Source organism: Streptomyces sp. NBC_00005, from assembly GCF_045160215.1.
Lineage (GTDB): Bacteria > Actinomycetota > Actinomycetes > Streptomycetales > Streptomycetaceae > Streptomyces.
This window is the reverse complement of sequence record NZ_CP108316.1, coordinates 5,432,151-5,454,520: the sequence shown is the minus strand read 5'-3', so window position 1 is coordinate 5,454,520 and position 22,370 is coordinate 5,432,151. Positions and strand designations below refer to the sequence as shown.

Annotated in this window: 18 protein-coding genes and 1 pseudogene; 14 read left to right on the top strand and 5 right to left on the bottom strand. The window is 67.9% G+C overall.

Annotated features, from left to right (window positions below; translation table 11 throughout):
- The first annotated feature begins 277 nt into the window (after positions 1-277).
- The 3 genes from OG303_RS25015 (at position 278) to OG303_RS25005 (ending at position 3,230) form a co-directional block, all read left to right on the top strand.
- Entirely contained in the window at positions 278-1,183 is a 906-nt protein-coding gene (locus OG303_RS25015; RefSeq protein ID WP_405871032.1) for a DUF5819 family protein, read from the top strand.
- Positions 1,180-2,394, top strand: a complete 1,215-nt coding sequence (locus OG303_RS25010) for an HTTM domain-containing protein (RefSeq protein WP_405871030.1) — start codon at positions 1,180-1,182, stop codon at positions 2,392-2,394. The genes OG303_RS25015 and OG303_RS25010 overlap by 4 nt, the downstream gene beginning before the upstream one ends.
- A 68-nt stretch (positions 2,395-2,462) precedes the next feature.
- Positions 2,463-3,230, top strand: a complete 768-nt coding sequence (locus OG303_RS25005; protein ID WP_405871028.1) for a TrmH family RNA methyltransferase — start codon at positions 2,463-2,465, stop codon at positions 3,228-3,230.
- Here OG303_RS25005 and paaN read toward each other — a convergent pair.
- Positions 3,227-4,933, bottom strand: coding sequence for a phenylacetic acid degradation protein PaaN (gene paaN / locus OG303_RS25000; RefSeq protein WP_405871027.1), 1,707 nt, complete (start codon positions 4,931-4,933; stop codon positions 3,227-3,229). The genes OG303_RS25005 and paaN overlap by 4 nt on opposite strands.
- 160 nt (positions 4,934-5,093) lie before the next feature.
- Here paaN and OG303_RS24995 point away from each other — a divergent pair, with 160 nt between their 5' ends.
- Together OG303_RS24995 and OG303_RS24990 are read left to right on the top strand one after the other, a co-directional pair.
- Entirely contained in the window at positions 5,094-6,611 is a 1,518-nt protein-coding gene (locus OG303_RS24995) for a 3-hydroxyacyl-CoA dehydrogenase (protein ID WP_405871026.1), read from the top strand.
- On the top strand, positions 6,608-7,198 hold the full coding sequence (locus OG303_RS24990) for a TetR/AcrR family transcriptional regulator (protein ID WP_405871025.1): 591 nt from the start codon (positions 6,608-6,610) through the stop codon (positions 7,196-7,198). Before OG303_RS24995 ends, OG303_RS24990 begins: the two co-directional genes overlap by 4 nt.
- 57 nt (positions 7,199-7,255) lie before the next feature.
- On the opposite strand, the gene OG303_RS24985 is transcribed toward OG303_RS24990, so the two are convergent.
- On the bottom strand, positions 7,256-7,756 hold the full coding sequence (locus tag OG303_RS24985) for an Lrp/AsnC family transcriptional regulator (protein ID WP_405871024.1): 501 nt from the start codon (positions 7,754-7,756) through the stop codon (positions 7,256-7,258).
- A gap of 175 nt (positions 7,757-7,931) precedes the next feature.
- Between OG303_RS24985 and pdhA the strand changes: the two genes are divergently transcribed.
- The 6 genes and pseudogenes from pdhA to OG303_RS24955 form a co-directional block, all read left to right on the top strand.
- The gene (pdhA, locus tag OG303_RS24980) at positions 7,932-9,074 is read left to right on the top strand and encodes a pyruvate dehydrogenase (acetyl-transferring) E1 component subunit alpha (protein WP_405871023.1); all 1,143 of its coding nucleotides are present in this window, start codon (positions 7,932-7,934) and stop codon (positions 9,072-9,074) included.
- Positions 9,074-10,078, top strand: coding sequence for an alpha-ketoacid dehydrogenase subunit beta (locus OG303_RS24975; protein ID WP_405871021.1), 1,005 nt, complete (start codon positions 9,074-9,076; stop codon positions 10,076-10,078). The genes pdhA and OG303_RS24975 overlap by 1 nt, the downstream gene beginning before the upstream one ends.
- Entirely contained in the window at positions 10,078-11,409 is a 1,332-nt protein-coding gene (locus OG303_RS24970; RefSeq protein WP_405871020.1) for a dihydrolipoamide acetyltransferase family protein, read from the top strand. The genes OG303_RS24975 and OG303_RS24970 overlap by 1 nt, the downstream gene beginning before the upstream one ends.
- A 78-nt stretch (positions 11,410-11,487) precedes the next feature.
- A complete protein-coding gene (locus OG303_RS24965) occupies positions 11,488-12,429 on the top strand; it encodes an NTP transferase domain-containing protein (protein WP_405871018.1) in 942 nt (313 codons plus the stop codon).
- Complete coding sequence (locus OG303_RS24960) at positions 12,426-13,793, top strand: molybdopterin molybdotransferase MoeA (protein WP_405871016.1); 1,368 nt, start codon at positions 12,426-12,428, stop codon at positions 13,791-13,793. The genes OG303_RS24965 and OG303_RS24960 overlap by 4 nt, the downstream gene beginning before the upstream one ends.
- Positions 13,790-14,200: pseudogene (locus OG303_RS24955) on the top strand (potassium channel family protein); the annotation flags it as partial. The gene OG303_RS24960 and the pseudogene OG303_RS24955, both read left to right, overlap by 4 nt.
- Before the next feature lie 50 nt (positions 14,201-14,250).
- On the opposite strand, the gene OG303_RS24950 reads toward OG303_RS24955, so the two are convergent.
- Positions 14,251-15,360, bottom strand: a complete 1,110-nt coding sequence (locus OG303_RS24950; RefSeq protein ID WP_405871014.1) for a potassium channel family protein — start codon at positions 15,358-15,360, stop codon at positions 14,251-14,253.
- Positions 15,361-15,495: 135 nt separating this feature from the next.
- Between OG303_RS24950 and OG303_RS24945 the strand changes: the two genes are divergently transcribed.
- Positions 15,496-15,642, top strand: a complete 147-nt coding sequence (locus OG303_RS24945; protein WP_405871012.1) for a hypothetical protein — start codon at positions 15,496-15,498, stop codon at positions 15,640-15,642.
- A gap of 42 nt (positions 15,643-15,684) precedes the next feature.
- Here the strand turns inward: OG303_RS24945 and OG303_RS24940 are convergent, their stop codons facing one another.
- A complete protein-coding gene (locus OG303_RS24940; RefSeq protein ID WP_405871010.1) occupies positions 15,685-15,861 on the bottom strand; it encodes a hypothetical protein in 177 nt (58 codons plus the stop codon).
- Positions 15,862-16,739: 878 nt separating this feature from the next.
- Here OG303_RS24940 and OG303_RS24935 point away from each other — a divergent pair.
- Positions 16,740-19,394 (top strand): ATP-binding protein, encoded by a 2,655-nt coding sequence (locus OG303_RS24935; RefSeq protein ID WP_405871008.1) that lies wholly within the window; start codon positions 16,740-16,742, stop codon positions 19,392-19,394.
- A gap of 233 nt (positions 19,395-19,627) precedes the next feature.
- On the opposite strand, the gene OG303_RS24930 is transcribed toward OG303_RS24935, so the two are convergent.
- Positions 19,628-20,818 (bottom strand): hypothetical protein, encoded by a 1,191-nt coding sequence (locus OG303_RS24930; protein WP_405871006.1) that lies wholly within the window; start codon positions 20,816-20,818, stop codon positions 19,628-19,630.
- A gap of 250 nt (positions 20,819-21,068) precedes the next feature.
- Between OG303_RS24930 and OG303_RS24925 the strand changes: the two genes are divergently transcribed.
- Positions 21,069-22,321, top strand: a protein-coding gene (locus OG303_RS24925) for an IS3 family transposase (protein WP_405863487.1) whose coding sequence is annotated in 2 segments (ribosomal slippage) — positions 21,069-21,351 and positions 21,351-22,321 — 1,254 coding nt in all. Because the reading frame shifts where the segments join, the coding sequence is not laid out codon by codon here.
- Positions 22,322-22,370 lie beyond the last annotated feature (49 nt).

Genomic DNA, 22,370 nt, shown 5'->3' with positions numbered 1-22,370 from the left:
CCGGAGCGGGCTCCCGACCGATCGTTCGGTTCGTGCGATTCCATGGTGGGACGGGCGCCGTAAGGTGTCAACCGCTGTGGATAACCTGCGGGCGTGCCCTGTGGACAACGGAGCGACCTGGTGTGCGCTCGGGGAGGTCCGTTCGACAGGGGGTGTGCCGCGCGGGCGGGTCTGAGTACCGTTCCCGTGCGAGTCGGGTGGCGTGGTGCGCAGAGGCGGTACGGCGCCCCCGCGGCCGGGCGGCCGGAAGAGGGACCGGATCGGGAGACGGGGCGGAATGGACGTGTACGGCACAGACTCGGACGCCCGGCACGGGCCGGACGGGCCCGGCGGCGCGACCGAGCCGACCGGACCGACCGAGCCGACCGGACCGACCGAGCCGACCGGACCGACCGAGCCGGCCGAGACGGCTGAGCAGGCCGAGTCGTCCGGACCGGAGCGGACGGCCGATCCGCGGGACGTCCGCCCCGATGCGGCCGTACTCGATCCCGGCGCCTCTGTTTCTACGGACGCTCCTGCCCTGTATCCCGAGCCCCGCACGGGTGTGGCCGCCCTTTCCCCGCGCTACCAGATCGGCGCCGCGCTGGCGCTGGCGGTCGTCGCCGCCGTCGTCTGTGTGCACGTCGGCATGGTCTTTCTGCACGTCGCGCCGTCGAACACACTGACCAAGGCGCACGGCAAGGCGATCGACGACTGGATCTACCCGGAGTTCGAGCAGAACTGGAAGCTTTTCGCGCCGAACCCGCTGCAGCAGAACATCGCCATCCAGGTCCGTGCCGAGGTGCAGTCGACGGACGGCGACGTGCGGACCACCGGCTGGTACGACCTGTCCGCCGAGGACGGCCGGGCCATCGACGGCAATCTGCTGCCCAGCCACACCGAGCAGAACGAGCTGCGCCGGGCCTGGGACTTCTTCGTCGCCACGCACGACAGCACCAACCGCTCGACGGGCCTGCGCGGGTCCCTGTCCGAGTCGTATCTGCGGCGCATCGTGGTGCTGCGCCTGGACCGGGACGACGCGGCCGGGAAGGGCGGGGTCGTCGAGCACGTCCAGGTCCGTTCCCGTACCACCAACGTGCCGCCACCGAAGTGGAGCACGGAGAAGATCTCGGACAAACCCATGGACCGTGTGCTGCCCTGGTGGTCGGTCCCGGCCGCCGACACCGACGGAGGCGCCGAGTGAACCGCTTCGCCCTGTCGGTCTCCTCCGGCATCGCCCGCATCACCGAATCGGCGCTCGGCCCGTACCAGACCGCCGTGGTCCGCATCGGCTTCAGTGCGACCTGGCTGCTGTTTCTGCTGCGCGAGCTGCCGCACCGCGAGGAGCTGTACGGCCCCAGCAGCCCGTGGAGCTGGGACCTCGCCGAGCAGCTGATCGCGTCCAACAGCGCCTTCACCGCCCTGATGTGGTCGGACAGCGGGGGCTGGTTCGAGCTCGTCTACGCGCTCGCCGTCCTGTCGAGCGTCCTGCTGCTGCTCGGCTGGCGCACCCGCACCATGTCCGTGCTGTTCATGGTCGGCGTGCTCTCGCTGCAGAACCGCAGCGTCTTCATGGGGGACGGCGGCGACAACGTCCTGCACCTGATGTCCGTCTACCTCGTGTTCACGCGCTGCGGCCAGGTCTGGTCGCTGGATGCGCGGCGGGCACGGCTCGCGCGTGAGGCACGCGCGCGTGCAGAGCGCGTCACGGACCGGGTCGGCCCTGCCCTGTGGGGCGTGCTCGGGTTCGTGCTGGTCGCGGTGACCGCCGGGGGCCGGTTCGACGGCGTCGACCTGACCGTGCCGGTGATCCTGTGGGGCATATGTCTCGCGGTGGCCCTGTGGTGGGTCGTGGGGCGCCGGGCGAAGAGCGGGGAGCCCAGGATCCTGCTGGACGTCATCGGCAACATCGTGCACAACGGCGCCCTCTTCGTGATCATGGCCGAGGCCTGTCTGATCTACGCGACGGCCGGCTGGTACAAGATCCAGGGCACGCGCTGGCAGGACGGCACCGCGGTCTACTACCCCCTCCACCTCGACTCCTTCTCGCCCTGGCCCGGGCTCGCCGACCTGCTGTCGTCCAGCGGCACGATGGTGATGCTCGTGACGTACGGGACCGTCATCGTGCAGGTCGCCTTCCCGTTCACGCTGTTCAACCGGCGGGTCAAGAACGTTCTGCTGGCTGCCATGATGATCGAGCACGCCGTGATCGCCGTGGTCCTGGGCCTGCCGTTCTTCTCGCTCGCGATGATCGCGGCGGACGCGGTCTTCCTTCCGACCTCGCTGCTGCACCGGCTGGGCGGCTGGGCGGCACGCGCGCGTGGCCGCGTTCTCGCCCGCGGCGGCCGTGCCACGCTGCCCGGGCCGCGCGCCCCGGAGAACCCCGAGCCCTCGCACGCGAGCTCCACGGCGTGAGTCCCGAGCCCGCAAGCGAACTTCACGGGGTGAGCCCCGAGGGCACGCGCGCACGTAGGCTTCACGCCATGACCGACCCCACCCCCGAGCCCGTGAGTGCCTGGCGTCGGCTCGTCGGCACCTGTGTGCTGCTCGACGGTTTCCACGCCCTCAAGCACGCCGTGCGCTTCGGGGCCGAGGTCCCGGTGGCGGTCACCGCCGACCGGCGGGCGGCGCTCGCCCTCGCCGACGAACTCGCCCCCGACGTACGGGACACGCTGGCCGAACTCCTCACCGAGGTACCGGAGTCGACGTATCGGAGCCTGGTCCCGCGCCCGCATCCCACCGCTGTGGCGGCCCTGGCAGTACGGCCGGCTCGGGCGGCCAACCTCGACAGGCTGGCGCACAGCCCCCGCACGGCCCCCGTCGTGGTCCTCGACAACCCGCGCAACCTCGGCAACGCGGGCGCCGTGATCCGGCTGGCCGCCGGGTTCGGCGCGACCGGGGTGGTCACCACCGGCACACTCGACCCCTGGCACCCCACGGTCGTCCGGGGCGGGGCGGGACTGCACTTCGCGACCGCCGTGGAACGGCTGGCCGTCGACGAGCTGCCGGCGGGTCCGGTGTTCGCCCTCGACCCGGAGGGCGACGACATCCGGGGCGTCAAGCTCCCGGACGACGCCGTCCTCGCCTTCGGGTCCGAGCGCAGTGGCCTGTCGGCCGAACTACGCGCGCGTACCGACCACTTGCTGTCCCTCCCGATGCGCCCCCAGGTCTCCAGCTACAACCTCGCGACCAGTGTGGCCATGACGCTGTACCACTGGAGCGCCACCAGGGACGCACCTCACGCTCCCTAGGCCTCCCGGCGGACCTCCACCACCCGGAAGCGGTTGGCCACGAACGCCCCGTCGCACAGCGCGGCGTTCGCCGCCGGGTTGCCGCCCGAGCCGTGGAAGTCGGAGAAGGCGGCCGTCTGGTTGACGTACACCCCGCCCGTGAGGTTCAGCGACAGCTGGGCGGCCTCCTCCAGGCAGACGTCCTGGACCGCCTGCTCGACCTCCTCGTCGGTCGTGTACGCGCCGACCGTCATCGCGCCCTTCTCACGGATGGTGCGCCGCAGCAGCTCCGCGGCGTCCGCCGCCGAGTCGACGGCGACGGCGAAGGAGACGGGGCCGAAGCACTCGCTCAGGTAGGCGGCCTCGTCGTCGGCCCCCTCCCAGTACTTCCGCGCGCCGTCCAGCTTCACGATCACCGGGGTGCGGACCACCGCGCCGGGGAACTCCGGGTTGCTGATCTCCCGTGAGGCCAGGGCGACTTCACCGAGGCCGGCCGCGGCCTCCAGGCGGGCCTTCACGTCCGGGTTGACGATCGCGCCGAGCAGGGCGTTCGCGCGCGCGTCGTCGCCGAGGAGGCCGTCGACCGAGCGGGCGAGGTCGGCCACCACCTCGTCGAAGGTCCGCGGGCCCTCGTCGGTGCGGATGCCGTCGCGCGGGATCAGCAGGTTCTGCGGGGTCGTGCACATCTGGCCGCTGTACAGGGACAGTGAGAAGGCCAGGTTGGAGAGCATCCCCTTGTAGTTCGCGGTCGAGTCCACGAGGACCGTGTTGACGCCTGCCTTCTCCGTGTAGACCTGCGCCTGGCGGGCGTTGGCCTCCAGCCAGTCGCCGAACGCCGTCGAGCCCGTGTAGTCGATGACCCGGATCTCCGGGCGCGTGGCCAGCGTCTTCGCGATGCCCTCGCCGGGACGCTCGGCCGCCAGCGCCACCAGGTTCGGGTCGAAGCCCGCCTCGGTGAGCACCTGGCGCGCGACCTGCACGGTGAGCGCCAGCGGCAGTACCGCGCGCGGGTGGGGCTTCACCAGGACCGCGTTGCCGGTGGCGAGGGACGCGAACAGGCCCGGATAGCCGTTCCACGTCGGGAAGGTGTTGCAGCCGATCACGAGCGCGATCCCGCGCGGGACCGGCGTGAACTGCTTGGTCAGCGCGAGCGGGTCGCGCTTGCCCTGCGGCTTGGTCCACTCCGCCGTGTCGGGCGTGCGGACCTGCTCCACGTACGCGTACGCCACCGCCTCCAGACCGCGGTCCTGCGCGTGCGGGCCACCCGCCTGGAACGCCATCATGAACGCCTGGCCGCTGGTGTGCATGACCGCGTGCGCGAACTCGTGCGTCCGGTCGCTGATCCGCTTGAGGATCTCCAGACACACCACCGCGCGCGCCTCCGCGCCGGCGTCCCGCCACGCGCGCTGTCCGGCCTTCATCGCCAAAAGCAGCTCGTCGACGTCCGCGTGCGGGTAGGTCACGCCCAGCTCGATGCCGTACGGCGAGACCTCGGCGCCCACCCAGTCGTCCGTGCCGGGCTGGCCGAGGTCGAGCCTGGTGCCCAGGAGGGCGTCGAAGGCGGCCTTGCCCGCCGCCGCGTCCAGGCTGCCGCTCTCGCCGTAGGCCTTCGGATGCTCGGGGTGCGGGGACCAGTACGCGCGTGTGCGGATCGCTTCCAGCGCCTGGTCGAGGGTGGGCCGGTGCTTGGCGATCAGCTCGTGCGTGGTCAGTTCGGCGGCCATGCGGGACCAACTCCTCGTCTTCAGAACTCTTCGTCGAGCTCATGACCTGGGCAGAAACATGGGCAGGAACAGCCGGTCAGAGTTAGAGTAACCGAACGATCGGTCGGGACAAGGGGGCCTGCCGCATCTGTGGAAAACCCCGTGCGGGAGGATCGCGCACATGACAGCACTCGACCTCAGCAGCCCCGTGGCCGTCGTCGGCACCGGCACCATGGGCCAGGGCATCGCCCAGGTCGCGCTGGTCGCAGGCCATCGCGTACGGCTGTACGACGCCGCTGCCGGGCGTGCCCGGGAAGCGGCGGCGGCGATCGGCGTCCGCCTCGACCGGCTCGTCGAGAAGGACCGGCTCACGGCCGCCGACCGGGACGCGGCGCGCGACCGTCTGCTGCCCGCCGAGAGCCTCGACGACCTCGCGGACTGCTCGCTCGTCGTCGAGGCGGTCCTGGAGCGGCTGGACGTCAAGCAGGAGCTCTTCCGGGAGCTCGAGGACCTCGTCGACGAGGACTGTCTGCTCGCCACCAACACCTCGTCGCTGTCGGTCACCGCCATCGGCGGCGCGCTGCGCAACCCCGGCCGCTTCGTCGGCCTGCACTTCTTCAACCCCGCGCCGCTGCTGCCGCTCGTCGAGGTCGTCTCCGGGTTCGCCACCGACGTCACGTCGGCCACGCGCGCGTACGAGATGGCACGCGCGTGGGGCAAGACACCGGTCGCCTGCGCCGACACCCCCGGCTTCATCGTCAACCGCATCGCCCGGCCCTTCTATGCCGAGGCCTTCGCCGTGTACGAGGCCCAGGGCGCCGACCCCGCGACCATCGACGCGATCCTGCGCGAGTCGGGCGGCTTCAGGATGGGCGCCTTCGAACTGACCGACCTCATCGGCCAGGACGTCAACCAGTCCGTCACCCACTCCGTGTGGAAGTCCTTCTTCCAGGACGTGCGCTTCACGCCCTCGCTCGCCCAGCAGCGCCTGGTCGAGTCGGGCCGGCTCGGCCGCAAGAGCGGACAGGGCTGGTACGACTACGGCGACGACGCCGAGGCCTCCGAGCCGCACACCGCGGAGCCCGCGCAGCAGCCCGCGTACGTCGTCGCCGAGGGCGACCTGGGCCCCGCCTCCGACCTGCTCACGCTGATCCGCGAGGCGGGCATCGCCGTGCGCGAGGAGGAGGAGGATCACGGCACCCGCCTGGTGCTGCCGAGCGGTGGTCAGCTGGCGCTCGCCGACGGGCAGACCTCCGTGGAGTTCCGCGACGTCGTCTACTTCGACCTCGCGCTCGACTACCGCAGGGCCACCCGCATCGCCCTGTCCGCTTCCCAGGACACCGCGCCGCAGACCCTCGCCGAGGCCACCGGCCTCTTCCAGGCGCTCGGCAAGGACGTCAGCATCATGGGCGACGTCCCCGGCATGATCGTCGCCCGTACGGTCGCCCGGATCGTCGACCTGGCGCACGACGCCGTCGCCAAGGGCGTGGCCACCGAGGAGGACATCGACACCGCGATGCGCCTGGGCGTCAACTACCCGCTCGGGCCCTTCGAGTGGAGCCGCAGGCTCGGTCGCAACTGGGCCTACGCCCTCCTCGACGACCTGCACATGCGCGACCCCTCCGGGCGCTATGCGCCCTCCCTCGCGCTCTACCGTCATGCGTACGCCACCGACAAGCGGGAGGGCAGCACGTCATGACCACCGCCAAGCGCGACACGTACACCCCGGAGACGCTGCTGTCCGTCGCCGTCCAGGTCTTCAACGAGCGCGGCTACGACGGCACCTCCATGGAGCATCTCTCCAAGGCGGCCGGCATCTCCAAGTCGTCGATCTACCACCACGTGGCCGGCAAGGAGGAACTGCTGCGCCGGGCCGTCAGCCGGGCCCTCGACGGGCTCTTCGGGATCCTCGACGAGGAGCACGCGCGCGTGGGGCACGCCGCCGAGCGCCTGGAGTACGTCGTACGGCGCATGGTCGAGGTACTGATCGGCGAGCTGCCGTACGTGACGCTGCTGCTGCGCGTGCGCGGCAACACGGGCACCGAGCGGTGGGCCCTGGAGCGGCGTCGGGACTTCGACCACCAGGTGGCCGAGCTGTTGAACGCGGCGGCCGCCGACGGGGACGTGCGCGGGGACGTGGAGGTGCGGCTCGCGACGCGGCTGGTCTTCGGGATGATCAACTCGATCGTCGAGTGGTACCGGCCGGACGGGCGGGGCATGAACGAGCGCGAAGTCGCCGACGCGGTCGTCCAGGTCGTCTTCGGAGGACTCCGCAAGGAGGCCTGAAGGCCCACACCTGGGAGGCCTGAGAGACCTTGAGAGGCCGCAGAGGATTCAGAGGGCTCAGCCCTGCGGCTCCAGGTCCTCCTCCTCGAACACCAGCAGCGTGCGCGTGCTGAGCACTTCGGGCATGGCCTGCAGCCGGGTGAGCACCAGCTCGCGCAGCGCCTTGTTGTCCGGCGTGTGCACCAGCAGCAGGACGTCGAAGTCGCCGCCCACCAGGGCGATGTGGGAGGCCCCGGGCAGCTGTCTGAGCTGCTCGCGCACCGTGCGCCAGGAGTTCTGGACGATCTTCAGGGTGATGTACGCCGAGGTGCCCTGACCCGCGCGTTCGTGGTTGACGCGGGCGCCGAAGCCGCGGATGACGCCGTCCTCGATGAGGCGGTTGATACGCGCGTAGGCGTTGGCGCGCGAGACGTGCACCCGTTCCGCCACCGACCGTATCGACGCGCGGCCGTCCGTCTGGAGCATCTGCAGGATGTCCAGATCGATGGCGTCGAGGGGCCGCGCCATCGGCAGGGGACCACCGCCCTCCGCCCCTTCGGCCATTTGTTCAGGTGCCATGTCCCCCCGCCTCCCTACCATGGACGTACTGCGTTCATTTCAGGTTGTGGAGAACCGTTTGTCCACAGCCCGAAGGTGCCTGTAGCCAAAATGTGCCGACGACCGAACAATCGGTAGGTGAGGCGCATCACAACCCGTGGCGCGCCTGAAGCCGCTCCCACGAGGAGGTGCCGTCATGACGGTCATGGAGCAGCGGGGCGCGTATCGGCCATCGCCGCCCCCCGCCTGGCAGCCGCGCACGGATCCCGCGCCGCTGCTGCCCGACGCGGAGCCGTACCGCGTGCTCGGCACCGAGGCGGCCGCGAAGGCCGACCCGGCCCTGCTGCGCCGCCTGTACGCCGAGCTGGTGCGCGGGCGCAGGTACAACGCGCAGGCGACCGCTCTCACCAAGCAGGGCCGCCTCGCCGTCTACCCCTCCAGCACCGGCCAGGAGGCCTGCGAGGTCGCCGCCGCGCTGGCCCTGGAGGAACGCGACTGGCTGTTTCCCAGCTACCGCGACACCCTGGCCGCGGTCGCCAGAGGCCTCGACCCCGTCCAGGCGCTCACCCTCCTGCGCGGTGACTGGCACACCGGCTACGACCCGCGCGAGCACCGCGTCGCCCCCCTGTGCACCCCCCTCGCCACCCAGCTCCCGCACGCCGTCGGCCTGGCGCACGCCGCCCGCCTCAAGGGCGACGACGTGGTCGCGCTGGCCATGGTCGGCGACGGCGGCTCCAGCGAGGGCGACTTCCACGAGGCACTGAACTTCGCCGCCGTCTGGCAGGCCCCGGTCGTCTTCCTGGTCCAGAACAACGGCTTCGCGATCTCCGTCCCGCTCGCCAAGCAGACCGCGGCCCCGTCGCTGGCCCACAAGGCCGTCGGCTACGGCATGCCCGGCCGGCTGGTCGACGGCAATGACGCGGCCGCCGTGCACGAGGTGATCGCCGATGCCGTACGGCACGCGCGCGAAGGCGGCGGTCCCACGCTGATCGAGGCGATCACGTACCGCATCGACGCCCACACCAACGCCGACGACGCCACCCGCTACCGCGGCGACACCGAGGTCGAGGCCTGGCGCGCGCACGACCCCATCGCACTCCTGGAGCACGAGCTGACCGAGCGCGGCCTGCTCGACGAGGACGGCATTCGGGCCGCCCACGACGCCGCCGAGACCATGGCCGCCGACCTGCGCGAGCGCATGAACCAGGACCCGGTGCTCGACCCGATGGACCTGTTCGCCCACGTGTACGCCGAGCCCACCGGGCAACTGCGCGAACAGCAGGCCCAGTTGCGGGCCGAGCTGCACGCGGAGCACCTCGGCCAGGGGGGCGGGCACTGATGACCACCGTCGCCCTCAAGCCGGCCACCATGGCGCAGGCCCTCACGCGCGCGCTGCGCGACGCCATGGCCGCCGACCCCACCGTGCACGTCATGGGCGAGGACGTCGGCACCCTCGGCGGTGTCTTCCGGGTCACCGACGGGCTCGCCAAGGAGTTCGGCGAGGACCGCTGCACGGACACCCCGCTGGCCGAGGCGGGCATTCTCGGCACCGCGGTCGGCATGGCGATGTACGGCCTGCGCCCGGTCGTGGAGATGCAGTTCGACGCATTCGCCTACCCGGCGTTCGAGCAGCTGATCTCGCACGTGTCCCGCATGCGCAACCGCACCCGCGGCGCGATGCCGCTCCCGCTCACCATCCGCGTCCCCTACGGCGGCGGCATCGGCGGCGTCGAGCACCACAGCGACTCCTCCGAGGCGTACTACATGGCGACTCCGGGGCTCCATGTCGTCACCCCCGCCACCGTCGCCGACGCGTACGGCCTGCTGCGCGCCGCCATCGCCTCCGACGACCCGGTCGTCTTCCTCGAACCCAAGCGCCTGTACTGGTCCAAGGACTCCTGGAACCCGGAGCATCCGACGGACGTTGAACCGATAGGCCGCGCGGTGGTGCGGCGCCCGGGCCGGAGCGCCACGCTCGTCACCTACGGACCGTCGCTGCCTGTCTGCCTCGAAGCCGCCGAGGCCGCGCGGGCCGAGGGCTGGGACCTCGAAGTCGTCGACGTGCGCTCCCTGGTGCCGTTCGACGACGAGACGGTCTGCGCCTCGGTGCGGCGGACCGGACGCGCGGTCGTCGTGCACGAGTCGGGCGGATTCGGCGGCCCGGGCGGGGAGATCGCGGCCCGTGTCACCGAGCGCTGCTTCCACCACCTGGAGGCACCGGTGCTGCGCGTCGCCGGGTTCGACATCCCCTACCCGCCGCCGATGCTGGAGCGCCACCACCTGCCCGGTGTGGACCGGATCCTGGACGCCGTGGGTCGTCTGCAGTGGGAGGCCGAGAGCTGATGGCACAGGTGTTGGAGTTCAAGCTCCCCGACCTCGGGGAGGGGCTCACCGAGGCGGAGATCGTCCGCTGGCTGGTGGAGATCGGCGACGTCGTCGCCATCGACCAGCCCGTCGTCGAGGTCGAGACGGCCAAGGCGATGGTCGAGGTGCCCTGCCCCTACGGCGGCGTGGTCACCGCCCGCTTCGGCGAGGAGGGCACGGAACTGCCCGTCGGGGCACCGCTGATCACCGTGGCGGTCGGCGCGCCCGTCTCCGGCGGCGAGACCGAGGGCTCGGGCAACGTCCTGGTGGGATACGGCACTTCGGAGGCACCCGCGCGACGCCGGAGGGTACGGCCGGGACAGACGGCGCCCCCCGCGCCCGCCGAGCCCACGGCACCCCGGGAGGCGAACGGACATGCCGCTGCTCCGGCGGCGCCGGACGGCCCCGTTCCCGTGATCTCGCCGCTGGTGCGCAGGCTCGCCCGGCAGAACGGCCTGGACCTCAAGGGAATGACGGGCTCCGGCCCCGACGGGCTGATCCTGCGGGCGGACGTGGAGCACGCGCTGCGCACCGCCGGGACACAAACGCGGCCCGCTCAGCCGGCGGCCGAGACCCCCGCGCCCGTGACGCCCGCGCCGACCCCCGCCGCGGCCACCGGCACCGGCCTCCGCGTCCCCCTCAAGGGCATCCGGGGCGCCGTCGCCGACAAGCTCTCCCGCAGCCGCCGCGAGATACCGGACGCGACCTGCTGGGTGGACGCCGACGCGACCGAGCTCATGCGCGCGCGTGCCGCGATGAATGCGGCTGGCGGGCCGAAGATCTCCCTCCTCGCCCTGCTGGCCCGCATCTGCACCGCTGCCCTCGCCCGCTTCCCCGAGCTCAACTCCACGGTCGACATGGACGCCAGGGAGGTCGTCCAGTTCGACCACGTGCACCTCGGCTTCGCCGCGCAGACCGAGCGGGGCCTCGTCGTACCGGTCGTACGGGACGCGCACGCGCGGGACGCCGAGGCGCTGACCGCGGAGTTCGCCCGGCTGACCGAGGCGGCCCGCGAGGGAAGGCTGACGCCCGGGGAACTCACCGGCGGCACCTTCACGTTGAACAACTACGGGGTCTTCGGTGTCGACGGTTCCACGCCGATCATCAACCACCCCGAGGCGGCCATGCTCGGCGTCGGCCGCATCGTCCCCAAGCCGTGGGTGCACGAGGGCGAGCTCGCGGTGCGGCAGGTCGTGCAGCTCTCGCTCACCTTCGACCACCGGGTGTGCGACGGCGGCACGGCGGGCGGCTTCCTGCGGTACGTGGCGGACTGCGTGGAACAGCCCGCGGTGCTGCTGCGCAGACTGTGATCGCGCGGACGCCCAGACGTTTCCCGTGGGGGACGCCCATGCGTTCCCTGTGATCGCGGCGCCACGCATACTCGGGGGATGACCTCGTACGAGCCTCCCTCCGGCGACCGCGGCGCCGTCCCGGCGTACGACGCCGTCGTGCTCGCGGGGGGTGCCGCCCGGCGGCTCGGCGGCGCGGACAAGCCCGGCCTGCGCGTGGGCGGCCGGGCCCTGCTCGACCGGGTGCTGACCGCCTGCGCCGACGCCCGCACGACCGTCGTCGTCGCCGACGCCCGGCCCACCGCCCGGCCCGTGCTCTGGGCCCGCGAGGACCCGCCCGGCGGGGGACCCGTCGCGGCGCTCGGCGCCGGGCTGCACCGCACCACGGCCCAGGAGCTCGTCGTCCTCTCCGCCGACCTGCCGTTCCTCGGCGCGGCCACGGTACGGCGGCTGCTGACCGCGCTGCGCGCGAGCGACGCCGACGCGGTCCTGCTCACCGACGCCGACGGCCGCGACCAGCCCCTCGTGGCCGCCTACCGCACGCACGTGCTGCGCCGCGAACTGGCCGCCCTCACCGCCGAGCACGGCAACCTCACCGGGCTGCCGCTGCGCCGGCTGACCGCCGCCCTCGACCTCACCCGCGTCCCGGACCCCCTCGCGTCCTTCGACTGCGACACCTGGGACGACATCGCCGCCGCCAGGGCACGCATCAGGGAGCATGGGCACGTGTTGGATGAATGGATTTCCGCAGCCAAGGACGAGCTGGGCATCGACCTCGACGTCGACACCGGCGTCCTGCTCGATCTCGCCCGCGACGCCGCACACTCGGTGGCCAGACCCGCGGCACCGCTGACCACCTTCCTCGTCGGCTACGCGGCCGCGCAGGCCGGAGGAAGCCCCGAAGCCGTCGCCGAAGCAGCCCGCAAAGCCTCGGCCCTCGCCCTGCGCTGGGCCGACGAAGCCGACGAAGCCGACGAAACCGACAAGGCCGCCGACGCCAAGCCCGCCGCCGCGCCCGACACAGGCCCGGACGCCGGATGACCGCCCGCTCCGCCCGGACCGGCGAGGACGCCGAGGACCTCGACGTCGAGGAGGTGCTCGCCCTGGTGAACAACCCCGACAACCGCACCCCCGGCGACCACGTACCCGCGCCCGCCCCGCCGGGCGGCCACCACGCCGCGGCGCACAAGCTCGACGCCCACCACCTGGCCACCCCCTGGCCCGAGGCCCGGGCGACCGCCGCACGCGCCGCCCGGAGCGGCACCCGCCGCGACCTCGTCTCGGTCCCCCTCGACGCCTCCCTCGGCCTCACCCTCGCCGCCCCCCTCACCGCCCTCACCGACCTGCCTTCCTTCGACACCTCGGCGATGGACGGCTGGGCGGTCGCGGGCCCCGGCCCCTGGGACGTACGGGACGAGGGCGTGCTGGCCGGGCACGCCGAGCCGGAAGCCCTCACCGACGGTGAGGCCGTCCGCATCGCCACCGGCGCCCGCATCCCCCCGGACACCACCGCCGTGATCCGCACCGAACACGGCCGCGCCGACGACAAGGGCCGCCTGCACGCCACCCGCGACATGCAGCATGGGCAGGACATCCGCGCCCGCGGCCAGGAGTGCCGCTCCGGCGACCAGCTCCTCCCCGTCGGCGCCCTGGTGACCCCGGCCGTGCTCGGCCTCGCCGCGGCCGCCGGCTACGACACCCTCACCGCCGTCCCGCGCCCCCGCGTCCATGTACTGGTCCTGGGCGACGAGTTGCTCACCGAGGGCCGACCGCACGACGGCCTGATCAGGGACGCTCTCGGCCCGATGCTGCCGCCCTGGCTGCGGGCCCTGGGCGCCGACGTCACCGCCGTTCGAAGGCTCGGCGACGACGCGAAGGCCCTGCGCAAGGCCATCACCGGCTCCGATGCCGACCTGATCGTCACCACTGGCGGCACCGCCTCCGGCCCCGTCGACCATGTCCACCCCACCCTGCGCCGCATCGGCGCCGAGCTCCTCGTGGACGGCGTCAAAGTACGCCCCGGCCACCCCATGCTGCTGGCCCGCACCAAGGAGAACCAGCACCTCGTCGGCCTGCCCGGCAACCCCCTTGCCGCCGTCTCCGGCCTGCTCACCCTCGCCGAACCCCTGCTGCGCACACTCGCCGCGCGCCCCGCCCCGGAGCCGTACACCCTGCCGCTCCAGGACGCGGCACACGGGCATCCGTACGACACCCGGCTCATCCCCGTCGTGCTGCGCGGAGACAGTGCCGTGCCGCTGCACTACAACGGCCCGGCCATGCTGCGCGGCATCGCGGCGGCCGACGCCCTCGCCGTCGTACCACCGGGTGGCGCCCGCCACGGTCAGGAGCTGGAACTCCTCGACCTGCCCTGGGCGTCCGCCGGAATCGGGGTGTGTTTCACGTGAAACTTCCGGGCCATGACGCGATCGCCCGCCAGGCGGACGAACATCTCGTGACCCATCGGGTGAGTCTCCCGAAGAAGGTGGTGGAGCGGCCGATCCGTCAGGTGGGCAAACGACTGCTGATGGCCCTGCTGGTGCTCGTCGGGACCGCCTTGATCGTCTATGCCGACCACGACGGTTACAACGACAACTCCGACGGCTCGGTCGACCTGCTCGACGCCTTCTACTACGCGACCGTCACCCTCTCCACCACCGGATACGGCGACATCACCCCGGTCAGCGACGCCGCCCGGCTCACCAACATCTTCGTCATCACGCCCCTGCGCGTGCTCTTCCTGATCATCCTGGTCGGCACCACGCTCGAGGTCCTCACCGAGCGCACCCGTGAGGAATGGCGACTGAACCGCTGGAGTCAACGATTTGCTGGATGTAGCACAAGGTGCTGGCGGGTTTTGCCGGGTCAGAGGCTGGAGACGGCTCGCTGGACGGTGATCAGGCGGTCTCCGGCCTTGAGGGTTCGGGCCTCGGGTTCGGCGTAGGCCAAGACTTCATTGCCGCGTACGACGGCCACGACCAAGTCAGTGCTCTCACGCGGTGAGCGCCCTACCTCAGCTTCGGACACTGGGCGCTCGATGAGATCGAGGCCAGTGCCGTAGGTCATGAGTTCTTCTAGAGCGTTGGCTGAGTGTGGGCTAGCCGTGGCCACACCGAGCAACCGTCCAGCAGCGCTTGAGCTGGTGATCACCGTGTCGGCGCCGCTCTGCTTCAAAAGAGGTACGTTCTCGTCCTCGCGGACTGCGACGGCGATGGAGGCACGCCTGTTGAGCTGGCGCGCTGTGAGGGTGACCAGGGCGGCGGTGTCGTCGCGCTGGGGAGCGATGATGACTTGGGCTGCGCTCTGCGCCTCGGCTTTGCGCAATGTGTCGGCGCGGGTCGCGTCTCCGCACACGGACACGAGTCCGTCACTGTTGGCGGCGTCCACGGCCTTCCGCACCGGATCGACGACGATGATCCGTTCTTTGGCCACACCCTGGCCCAAGAGTGACTGAACAGCGTGGCGCCCCTTGGTGCCGTAGCCGACAACGACGACGTGATCTCGGATACGGGAGCGCCAACGATGCACACGAACGTGCTGGCGAGTGCGTTCGGTGAGGACCTCGAGCGTGGTGCCGACAAGGATGATCAGGAAGAGCACGCGCAGGGGCGTGATGACGAGGATGTTGGTGAGCCTTGCGACGTCGCTGACCGGGGTGATGTCGCCGTATCCGGTGGTGGAGAGGGTGACGGTGGCGTAGTACGCCGAGTCGAGGAGGTCGACTGAGCCGTCGGAGTTGTCGTTGTAGCCGTCGTGGTCGGCGTAGACGATCAACGTGGTTGCGGCGAGTACCAAGAGACCCAAAGCCAGGCGCCGCAGGACTTGTTGAAGTGGGGGCGCGGTGTTCTGCGCCGGCATCGTGATGGAGCGCCCTGCTTCGGCGTCGTCGCGGGCCTCTGCGTGTGAGCGGTACCAGAGGGACCGAGGGATGGAGAACTTCCCGGTCTTGAGCGATGGTCGCTTGTCGTTCCTCATCGCGTGCCCCCTGTGCAGGTGATCTAGATAGTCAACATCATGGTTCCTGATGCCGCTGAACCCGCCATGGACCCATGAGGGCGACACCCCGTTTCTGGGGCGGCATGCCCCGTATGCGGGCTGAAGTTCTAGTCGATGAAGATTAGCCAAAGCATCACAAAGCAGTTCGGCGGTACGGCGGCTGCGGGGGCGACGGCTGATGAGGTCGCTGAGGGGATGCTGCAGAAGTCGAAGGAGTTCGCGGCGAGCGGCAACCGCGTGTACTTGCCCCTGGCGGACTGAAACGACGAGGGGGCAGACCGTTCGGCCTGCCCCCTCTACTAACTACTTGCCCTTGGGCTTGTGCTTGGTCTTGTCAACCAGCTTCCAGCCCTGCCCCGACTTCGGGGTCGGCGGCAGTGGCTTCCCCTGAACAGCGGTCACCTCGCTGCCGCCCCCAACGGGGCGGTACTGCCCGGAGTTGGGTGCCGGGGTGCCGGGGTTGATCTTCTTGGTAGCCATCTTCGATCACCCGCCCTTCACGCTGGACACCAGCCTGAAGAGCCGTGAGGCTTCATGAGGAAGCCGACTCCATATAGGGTCAACAGGCGCCTACCAAACGCACATAGACCCCAGCTCAGGCAGTGCCGACCCCAATTCGGCCCTTCCGAGCTGGGGTCTTTCACGCTGCGTCAGATCGTACCGCGTTCCCCTGGTGAAAGTCTTGCCTCAACCACAACTTGTGGGCACGTTAGCTCTGTTTGCTACTACATGTTGTGTCTTCTGGCTGCTACGAGCCAAAGTTGCAAGTCTATCGGCCGGCACTGACAGTGAACCCGGCGCATCACAGAGCGGATCGGTGGTGGGGCTTCTGAGGGAGCGTCGCCGGAGGAGGCCGCGGCGAGCGGGAACCGGGTGCACCTGCCCATGACGGACTGAACGTGATGAGGGGGCAGACCGTTGGGCCTGCCCCCTCGTTAGTGCTGACGCAATGTCACCTTTCGCTCGTGACCCCGCGGAGGAAAGGTCAACGCGCAGGCCGACGGCCCAGCAGGACCTTGAGAGTCTCGCGTGCGTCGCGGCGCCGTTCCGAGGAGCGGGCAAGGACTGAGGTAACAGCGGTGGTGGCCACTGTCACCGCGTAGAGGACACTAGCGGCGCCGCCAAGGACGGCCCCGTCGTAGAACACCTGGGGCAGGACGGACATAGAGGAAAGACCTCCGGTACGGGCCCGGTGGTCGTCTCCTGCCGGGCGCTGATGGCACAGGTGTCCATCTTCCGGAGGGTTTCCGGCGATCTGCTTCCTAGGCGTCGCGTGGTAAGTAGGCTGGTCAGCACGGCAAGAACAGGATTTCCGGGCATGAGATGTTCCGGATGGCCCGGACAGGCGGTGCGTCTTCGTGAGCGGGGCTGCGGAGCGGTTCTGGGGCGAACTGCGCAGGTTGTATGACGCGGCGCGAAGGCCTTCGCTCAACCGACTGGTCAAGCTTGGCAAGGAACAGCAACCACCACTTCGTATCGGCATCGCAACCATCGACGATTGGCTGACCGCCAAGTCTGTACCCGGTCAGAGATCGGAGCGGTACTTCAAGGTGCTGATTGCCTTCCTTCAGACCCGGGTACCGCACGACGTCCCATACCAAAAACGCTCAGAGGGTGCGTGGCTGCAGATGCTTGCCGTGGCCCGAAAGGAGCGATCGGCCAACCAAGGTGGCCGACCTAGGTCGGCGCAGGGTGCGGCCGACGCGTCCGTGCCGGCTCATGGGCCAGTGACCCTACCGCCCGACCCAGTGGGTTTCACCGGTCGCAGGGGCCCGCTGGAGGTACTGCTTGATCAACTCGATCCAAGTACGCAGTCTTCTCCAGGCGCGCCGGTTACCTCGACCATCGTAGGCATGGGGGGCGCAGGGAAGACTGCTCTGGCGGTACACGCCTCACACCAGGCCCGTAGCCGCGGTTGGTTTACAGGCGGAATTCTCTTCGCTGATTTGCACGGTTATAGCCACGGTGGTGCGCAACAGGCAGGCACTACCGCCGAACAATTTCTGCGCGCGCTGGGAGTGGCGGATGCCGCCATACCGCCGACCCCCGAGGCGAAATTGGATTCATGGCGCGCACGCCTAGATTGCCTTGCCGAGAACGACAACCCTCTGCTGGCAGTGTTGGACAACGCTGCGGCCGCTGTGCAGGTTTCACCATTGTTGCCCGGCCCGCCCCATCGCGTGATCGTTACATCCCGGCATACTCTTTCGGCCCTGTCCGCCCACCGTGTGGAAGTCACAGCCCTGCCTCTACATGAGGCCGTTGAACTTCTTCAGGCGGCGCTACAAGCGACCCACCCGGATGACAACCGAGTATCGGATCATCTCGCGGACGCCAAGCGCCTCGCCAAGCTATGTGGACGATTGCCGCTGGCCCTGCATATCATCGCGGCGCTGCTTCGGGACGAACCAGATCGACCACTAGCCGACGCGATCGCCGATCTGAGCGATGCTCGAACGCGTCTGGAAATTCTTCAGTACGACGATGTCGATGAACAGGGTCGTCCTCTCTCAGTACGTGCTGCTTTTGACCTGTCTTACAGTCAACTACTTAGTGACGACAGCGAACGAGCGCGCGCCTTTCGCTTGCTAGCTCTCGCACCTGGGCCAGAAATCTCTACGGAGACTGCTGCAGTTCTGCTTGACCGCCCAGTCGCCACTACGCGGAGACTCCTCGCGGGGCTCACCCGTGCGCATCTACTGGAAAAGCGGCAGAGTGAGCGCTGGGGTATGCACGACCTGATTCGCCTTTACGCCGATGAGCATGGCCGGGAACAAGCTGATGCTGATCAACGTCAGGCTGCCATAAACCGTCTCCTTGACCATCTCCTGACTAGCACTCGCGCCGCAAATTCCTTCTTCCAGGTCATGCCTGATGGGGGTGATACGGAACGCTTTGCCAACCGCTCCGCTGCATTGTCCTGGCTTGATGATGAGCATGAATGTCTGGTCGCGGCTGTGGACTTTGCGGAAGAAGGGAATCTTCTCACCATAGCCGCACTGCTTTCTTTGGCTCTGAGTGCTTTCTTGAATTGGCGTCGCCATGTCCAGGAATGGTTGGAAACTGCTCAGGTGGCCGTGCGGGCTACTCAGGCGACTGGAAATCGGCATGGGCAAGCAACTGCTCAGAACAACCTGGGGCTTGTCTTGCGTCAAGTGCGGCGGTTTGATGAGGCGATCGAAGCTCATCGGCAGGCGGTAGCTATTTTCCATGAACTGGGCGACCGTCAGCGCGAAGGTGGAGTACTTCATAACTTGGGTCTGGACCTGCAGGACGCGCGACGTTTTGAGGAGGCCGCCGAAACCTACCAGCAGGCAATAGAGATTCTTCGAGAAACCGGGGATCGACTTGAGGAACAGAAAGCGCTGGATGCTAGCGGAGTATCCCTCCAGGGAGTTCGGCGTTTCAACGAAGCGGCTCAGCTTCACCGGCACGCTGCATCCGTTTTCCAGGAACTCGGTGACTGGCAGAGTGAAGCCGGCGCTCTCACAAATCTAGGCGTGGCGCTGATGGAGTTGTCTCTCTTCGAGGAGTCACTTGATGCTCACGGTCGAGCCGCGGACATTTTTGAAGATCTAGACGATCAGTATCGCATAGCCACAGCACTGGACAATCAGGGAACGGCACTTCAGGGACTACAGGATTTCAGTAAAGCTCTAAATCTTCACCAGCAGGCATCGGCCGTATTCCGAGAAATCGGTGACCAGCATCGGCTGGCTGGAGCCCTGGACAACCAAGGCACGGCCTTGTATCGGCTGAGGCGTTTCCGTGAAGCGCTCCGTGTTCACCAGGAAGCTGCACAAATCTTCGAGCGCTTTGGTGACATGCATCGTAGAGCCAGGGCAATCGCAAACTGTGGTGGCGCGCTACTAAGGCTGCGGCGATTCGATGAGTCTATCGATGCCTATCGTCAAGCCGCTGACCTTTATCGGGAAGGCGGTGACTTGTACGGAGAAACCCGAGCTATGGAAAGCATGGTCATTTCCTATAATGAACGGTGGTGCGCTCAATAGTGCGATATCTGAATGTCCGATTTTAATATTGAGCCGACCTACCCATGGATATCCTGTGGATCTGGCCACAGCAGTCGGCCTTCTGGGGTTGGGCTGGCTCACGGATGCTGATGGACTTACTCCGATGGTGTCGTCATCGATGAAGAATTAGTCAAAGCATCACAGAGCGGTTCGGTGGTGTGGGTCCGAGGGGGAGGACGACCCTCATGCACGCCCTGGTGGCTGGCTTTGTGTCAACTATTCATCAGGCCCAGCTGCTTCAGCTCTTTCTCCATCTCCATGCCTCGCTCGAAGAGCCAGTTGGTCAGCACAAGGACATCAACAGGACGATGGTCCTCAAGGTGTTTGGCCAGCCAGTTGTTCAGGATGATAGATACGAACCCGGTCACCTGAGTAAGAAATCCAAGCGGGTGCCCGCCTTCGATACCTACGGGAATTTCCTTAGATACGGCCCTGATTACTCTTGCTGCACCATCAAATCGCGTGAGAAAGTCAGGGTGTGTTTCGCCTGCGTCGTCCGGCACGACCCACGTGTCGTATATGTGGGCCAGCGCCGTAAGTCCAATAATGGAACCTGCCAATGCTCGATAAATTCTCGGCGCAGTTGTCTCGTCAATCAGCGCGCCGGTCATCATGAGGAGAGCTAGGGTATCCGCTTTCAATTCCTGTAGCTGCTCATCATTCAGGTTCTCGTCGGGAAGCTCAATCCCGTATTTCTGCATGACGCGTTCGAGATGGATTTCGTTTTGCCTCGACCGGGGGTAGTAGTCAACGGTATGGCCAAGCAAGTGATGTGCTAACTCGTGAGCCAGGATAAATTCTTCGATAGCTCTGACGGTATTGTGATACTCGTCTTCCTTTCGTGAGGATGGGAGGTCTCTAAGTAGCTCGTGTCCTGCGAAGACGCTCCGGTTTGAATGCCAGGACTCCTTCTCGCGCTCGGCGATTAGGATAGGCGTGAATCCAGCGTCTCCAACCTCCTCAAGGATCATCATAAGGGTTTCTTCGTCATCGTCCGTGAAATCCACCTCTCCTCCGAGGGTGTGGACCATCTCGTAGTATTTGCAATAGAGCACGCTGTAGATCATGGCGGCGGAGGTGATCCCGTAATTTAGCTCAATCACCCCAACTTCGCCGTCGCGCCATGCCTCGGCGTTGGCCATTCCATCGAGATTTCTGCCAGCGAAAATCTTCCTGGCTCTGGAGCGCCACGACTCCGGAATGGTCTCGATGAGCTGATCCATGAGCGCCTGGACGTCCGGGCAATTTGATCGATGGGGTTTCCAGGCGAAGTACTCGGAGAATTTCGGATTAGTGAGGACGTCTTGCCGACCGCATGTCTCGAAGTACGTCTTCCAGAAATTCTGCACGGGAAGCCTGCGGATTTCATGAAACGTCTTGCGTGACTGCTCTAGGTTGATCACTAAGGAAATCCTTTCGGTTTAGTTTGTCTCGCTCTGCCCTTTTGGGGCGCCCCCCTTTCTGTGCGTCTGGTTGACGACTCGTGATGGCACCGTTGAGGTGTGATGAATCTTGGCACCCTCAACATGTGTTTTCTACTAAAGAGCGCATTTGAGACAGGTGGTTGCCGAGAAACGGCGCAGCATTGGGGACTCGCAGAAGCTGAACCGTTCCGGGTTCGGTAGGGACTCGATCGTTTGAGAGGATCGAGTTATGGCACGTCCTTCCCAGTACCCGCTTGAGCTGCGCCGTCGTGCGGTGCGGATGGTCGCCGAGGTGCGGCCGGAGTACGACACCGAGTGGGCCGCGATGAAAGCGGTCGCCCAGAAGCTGGGCATCGGCACGACCGAGACGCTGCGCAAGTGGGTGCGGCAGGACCAGATCGACGCCGGGACCCGTCCGGGCACGACGAGCGAGGAGTCGGCCGAGCTGAAGCGGCTGAAAAAGGAGAACGCCGAGCTGAAACGGGCCAACGACATCCTCAAAGCCGCGGCGTCTTTCTTCGCGGCCGAGCTCGACCGGCCACACACACGCTCGTAGCGTTCATCGACGAGCACAAGGACCGCTTCGGCGGCGTCGAGCCGATCTGCCGGGTCCTCACCGACCACGACTGCAAGATCGCCCCGTCCACCTACTACGCCCACCACAAACGCCAGGCCGCACCCGCAGCCCGCACCGTCCGCGACGCCGAACTGAAGACTCTGATCACACAGGCGTACGAGGCCAACTACCGTGTCTACGGCGCCCGGAAGATCTGGCGGCACCTGAACCGCCAGGAGGTCGCGGTCGCCCGCTGCACCGTCGAACGCCTCATGCGCGAACTCGGCATCACCGGAGCGGTCCGCGGCAAAAAGGTGATCACCACGATCCCCGACGCGAGCGCGGAACGGGCCCCGGACCTCGTGGACCGCGACTTCGTCGCCCCCGCCCCGAACCGCTGCTGGGTCGCCGACTTCACCCACGTCACCACGTTCGCCGGCGTCGTCTACGTCGCCTTCGTCGTGGACACCTTCTCCCGCCGCATCGTCGGCTGGGCAGCAGCCACATCGAAGGAGACACGGCTCGTCCTGGACGCCCTCGAGATGGCCTTGTGGCAGCGCGACCGAGACCAACGCCCTTACGAGAAAGGCGAGTTGATACATCACTCCGATGCCGGCTCGCAGTACACATCGTTCGCGCTCGCCGAACACCTCGACCGCGCAGGCATCGCCGCGTCGATCGGATCGGTCGGCGACGCCTACGACAATGCCCTCATGGAGTCCATGATCGGCCTGTTCAAGGCCGAGTTGATCAAGCCCCGTCGGCCCTGGAAGACGCTTTCCGAGGTCGAACTCGCCACCGCCGAATGGGTCGACTGGTACTGCCACCGTCGGCTCCACGGTGAAATAGGGCACATCCCGCCCGCCGAATACGAGACCAAGTACTACCGCGAAACCACGAAACCCAAGGTCACAGTCACGACCTAGAGTCTCGATCAAACCCGGAACGGTTCAAGCCCCTGTCAGACAGATACGG